This is a genomic window from Pseudoalteromonas sp. SR45-5 (assembly GCF_014163565.1).
Classification (GTDB): Bacteria; Pseudomonadota; Gammaproteobacteria; order Enterobacterales; family Alteromonadaceae; genus Pseudoalteromonas; species Pseudoalteromonas distincta.
Map to the genome: position 1 here is coordinate 1 of NZ_JACJDN010000374.1, position 3,998 is coordinate 3,998.

Here is a 3,998-nt window from a genome sequence, read left to right on the forward strand (position 1 = left end):
GTGAGGTTTTTTTGTGCTAAATGTATAGAAAATAATAACAACTCAAGCACCTCAACAATGATCAAAACATTTACCTTTTCGTTGCTTAGTGTATTAGCAATTTTTAACGCTAAAGCACAAGAGCTAAAAACCATCGATGAAATCCACAGTGCATATAAAAATAATTCTATTAATGCACAGCAACTCACCCAAAATTATATAGACCGAATTAATAAACTTAACCCACAATACAATGCAGTTATTAGTATTGAGCCTACAGCGATTGCTCAAGCTAAAACGTTAGATGAACTTGCCGCCAAAGACACTTGGACAGGTCCATTACACGGAATACCTGTACTTCTTAAAGATAATATAGAAACAAAAGGCACACTTCCCACAACGGCTGGCTCTTTAGCACTTAAAAATAACGTTACTAATAATGATGCTTTTGTTGTTAAACAACTACGTAATGCGGGCGCTATAATTTTAGGTAAAGCTAATTTAAGTGAATGGGCAAATTTTCGTTCATCCTATTCATCGTCAGGCTGGAGTGCCGTAGGCGGACAAACACATAATGCGCACGATGTAACACGTAATCCATGTGGTTCTAGTGCAGGCTCTGCTGTGGCAGTCGCACTTAACTTTGCGCCCATAGCATTAGGGACTGAAACAGACGGTTCAATTACGTGCCCTGCCTCAGTAAATGGAGTTTATGCAATAAAACCGAGTATGGGCCAAGTATCACGCTCAGGTGTTGTGCCTCTTTCTAGTAGTCAAGACTCAGTAGGGCCGATGGCGCATTCACTTAAAGATGCATTGCTGGTTTTATCAGTTTTGCAAGGTGAGGACTCTCTCGATGCAACAACTACAGGGTTTAAATTAAATACAGGTAATCTAAAATCAAAATCATCACTTATTATAGGTGCGCTACCTAGCGATAAATTTACAATTGAAACGCAGCGCCTTTATGCCAAGCAGTTACAAGCATTAAAACAGGCTGGGCACACTATTATTAATGTAGATATTACTGACAACTTAGATACGCTATTTGTTGATGAATACTATATTTTACTTTACGACTTCAAAGCCGAAATTAATCACTACCTCGCAAGCACTCCAGCACAAGTGGCTGTAAAAAGCCTAAAAGCACTTATTAATTTTAATATTCAAAATAAAAATACAGAAATGCCCCACTTTGAGCAAGACATCCTAGTTCAATCTCAGGCTATTGATTTAACTAACAAACAAAAATACCAAGAGACTAAAGAACGCTATCGCACTTTAGCAACGACAGCCATTGTTAATGTATATAAAAACAACAAGCTTGATATTGTTATAGCGCCTACAGTATCACCCGCCTGGAAGACAGACTTAGTTAATGGTGATAATTTTAATGGTAGTAGTAGTTCGTTATCTGCTATTGCAGGCACAACGCACATAACTCTGCCGGTAGGCAAAGTAAGTGGTTTACCAGTTGGTTTGTCCATAATAGCAAATAAAGAGGGCGAGCAAGCGGCTTATGTATACGCAAATATTATTGATGAGGTGTTATCATCAGGCACAAAAAAACCTGAGTAAACTCAGGTTTTTTTAAACTAAACGGCGTTAACTATGACTTTTTAAGTGACAGTTTTTCGCCTTTTAAGCTTTTACGAACGCTTGAAATACGTGAGCGATTTACTGCTCTCGCTTCACCGGTTGCTTGTCCTGATAACTTGTTAGAACGTGTACGGCGTAAATGCGCTGGTTTTTTACCAATTTTATCAATTAGTACTTCACGGTTACTTACTTCGTAACCTTCTAAATATACACGTTTGATTTTTTGACCGATTAACGTTTCAATTTCAAACAAAGTGTTTTCTTCTTCGCGGCTAACAAATGAGATTGCTTGACCTTGGCGACCAGCACGACCTGTACGGCCAATACGGTGAACGTAATCTTCTGCAAGCCATGGTAAATCAATATTAATTACACGAGGTAAGCCATCAATATCAATACCACGAGCAGCCACTTCTGTAGCCACTAATACACGTACTTTGCCTTCTTTAAACTCACGTAAAGCACGACGACGGTTACCTTGAGATTTGTCACCGTGGCAAACGCCTGCCGGAATACCATCAAGGTTAAGCTCTTTAACAAGCTCATCAGCCGTTTCTTTCATGTTTACGAATACAAGCACTTGTTGCCAGTTTTTCTTACCAATCAATTCAGAAAGTAGCTCTTGCTTACGACGCTCTTCAACAGGATAAACAACATGCTCAACAGTACTTGCTGTACTGTTAGTTTGATCAACACGCACTATTTCAGCTTGTTTTAATACTTTAGATGCAAACTGTTTAATTGCTGCAGGGAATGTAGCTGAGAAAAGTAAAATCTGGCGCTCTTCTGCACAGCTTTTAATCACGTTTTGCATGTCTTCAATAAAGCCCATATCAAGCATACGGTCAGCTTCATCAAGAACAAGGTGCTTAACACTTGCAAGGCTTAAGTTACCTAAACGAATATGATCAAATAAACGACCTGGGGTTGCAACAACAATATCAACACCTTCATTTAAAGCGTTTGCTTGGCCGGCGGTACTAACACCACCAAATAAACTAACAACTTTAAGTGATGTATGCTTTGCAAAATCTCTAAAATTATTTGCAATTTGTTCTGCAAGTTCACGCGTTGGAGCAAGTACTAACGCATGAGGTGCATTCGTTGTGCTGAGTTCAGACTCAACCAATTTTTGGATGATAGGTAAAGCAAACGCGGCAGTTTTGCCGGTACCAGTTTGTGCACTGGCTAAAACGTCTTTACCTTTACGAACAGCAGGGATTGCTGCGCGCTGAATGGGCGTAAGAGTGTGATAGTTAAGTTCGTCCAACGCCTGGATGATTTCAGGAGCGAAACTAAAAGATTTAAAATTCATGCTGTATAACCTACGGCCACATTATCAAGGGTCGCAAATTATACAGCAAAAACGAGTCAACAGTTAGCTTTAAACTGGATTAAAAGCTAAAAATTAGTTTGTTAAGTCATTAAAATATTGATTATCAACTCAAGAAAGCGTTAATACCTCATTTTGTTTTAATAACTGTGCTTTACCACCGACAACTTCACGTTCGTTAAGCTCATTTATTAATGGCAAACCTACTTTTTGTTGCTCATCACTAAGCGGTAAATACGGTAATCTAAATACAGGGTTTACTGCACCTGTCATCATCAATGCGGTATTAATAGCAATCGGGTTTGGTTCACAGAACAACCAGTTCATTAATGGTTGTAATGACGTATTTAACTCATCATTTTTAGTATCCATTAACTGACGAAATAACCCAGGTATTAAGTTAGAAGTAACCGAAATAACACCGTGCGCTTTATGTGTGTGGCGCGCATCGTGACTTTCGTCATCGTTACCCGACCAACATGCAATACCTTGTTGTTCATAATGGGCAATACGTTCATTACCGCCACACTCTTTAACACCAATAAAATATTCATGCTTAGCGAGTGGCTCAATAATATCAGGTGTTAGGTCTTGACCTGTTCGCCCTGCTACGTTGTAAATAAAGGCAGGTCCAATATCAAGTACGCGTTTAAAGTGCTCTTTAACACCCGCGATTGACGTACGTCCGTAATACGGGTTAATTTGCAGTGCTGCATCCATACCGCTGGCAAAGCCATATTTAGTTGCTTTAATCGCTTCACGGGTGTTGTTACTACCGGTATTACCAACAATAACCAGTTTGTCGCCATACTTGTTTGCACTGTGCGCTATAAGCATTAAATGCTCTTCCCAGTTCATTAACTGGCCTTCGCCTGTTGTGCCACCGACTACAATGCCATCAACGCCCGCTGCAATTTGTATTTCTACGAGTTCATCGTACTTTGCGAGATCTATTTCACCGTTTGCTAAGTATGGCGTTTTAATAGCTGTAATAAGGCTTGCTTGTTTAATTTTCTCTAGGGTGCGCATAAAAAATCATTATTTATAAAACTTGCGCTATTTGTAACATAATTGCGGGTACTTTTGG

3 protein-coding genes are annotated in these 3,998 nt (G+C 39.3%); 1 reads left to right on the forward strand and 2 read right to left on the reverse strand.

Features of this window, described 5'->3' with window-relative positions; translation table 11 throughout:
* The first annotated feature begins 57 nt into the window (after nucleotides 1–57).
* Nucleotides 58–1,557, forward strand: coding sequence for an amidase family protein (locus tag H5072_RS13520; RefSeq protein ID WP_182693812.1), 1,500 nt, complete (start codon nucleotides 58–60; stop codon nucleotides 1,555–1,557).
* A 31-nt stretch (nucleotides 1,558–1,588) separates the two neighbouring features.
* Here H5072_RS13520 and H5072_RS13525 read toward each other — a convergent pair whose 3' ends face one another.
* The gene (locus H5072_RS13525; protein ID WP_182693813.1) at nucleotides 1,589–2,893 is read right to left on the reverse strand and encodes a DEAD/DEAH box helicase; all 1,305 of its coding nucleotides are present in this window, start codon (nucleotides 2,891–2,893) and stop codon (nucleotides 1,589–1,591) included.
* 129 nt (nucleotides 2,894–3,022) lie between these two features.
* On the reverse strand, nucleotides 3,023–3,940 hold the full coding sequence (gene dapA, locus H5072_RS13530) for a 4-hydroxy-tetrahydrodipicolinate synthase (RefSeq protein WP_182693814.1): 918 nt from the start codon (nucleotides 3,938–3,940) through the stop codon (nucleotides 3,023–3,025).
* Between the last annotated feature and the right edge of the window lie 58 nt (nucleotides 3,941–3,998).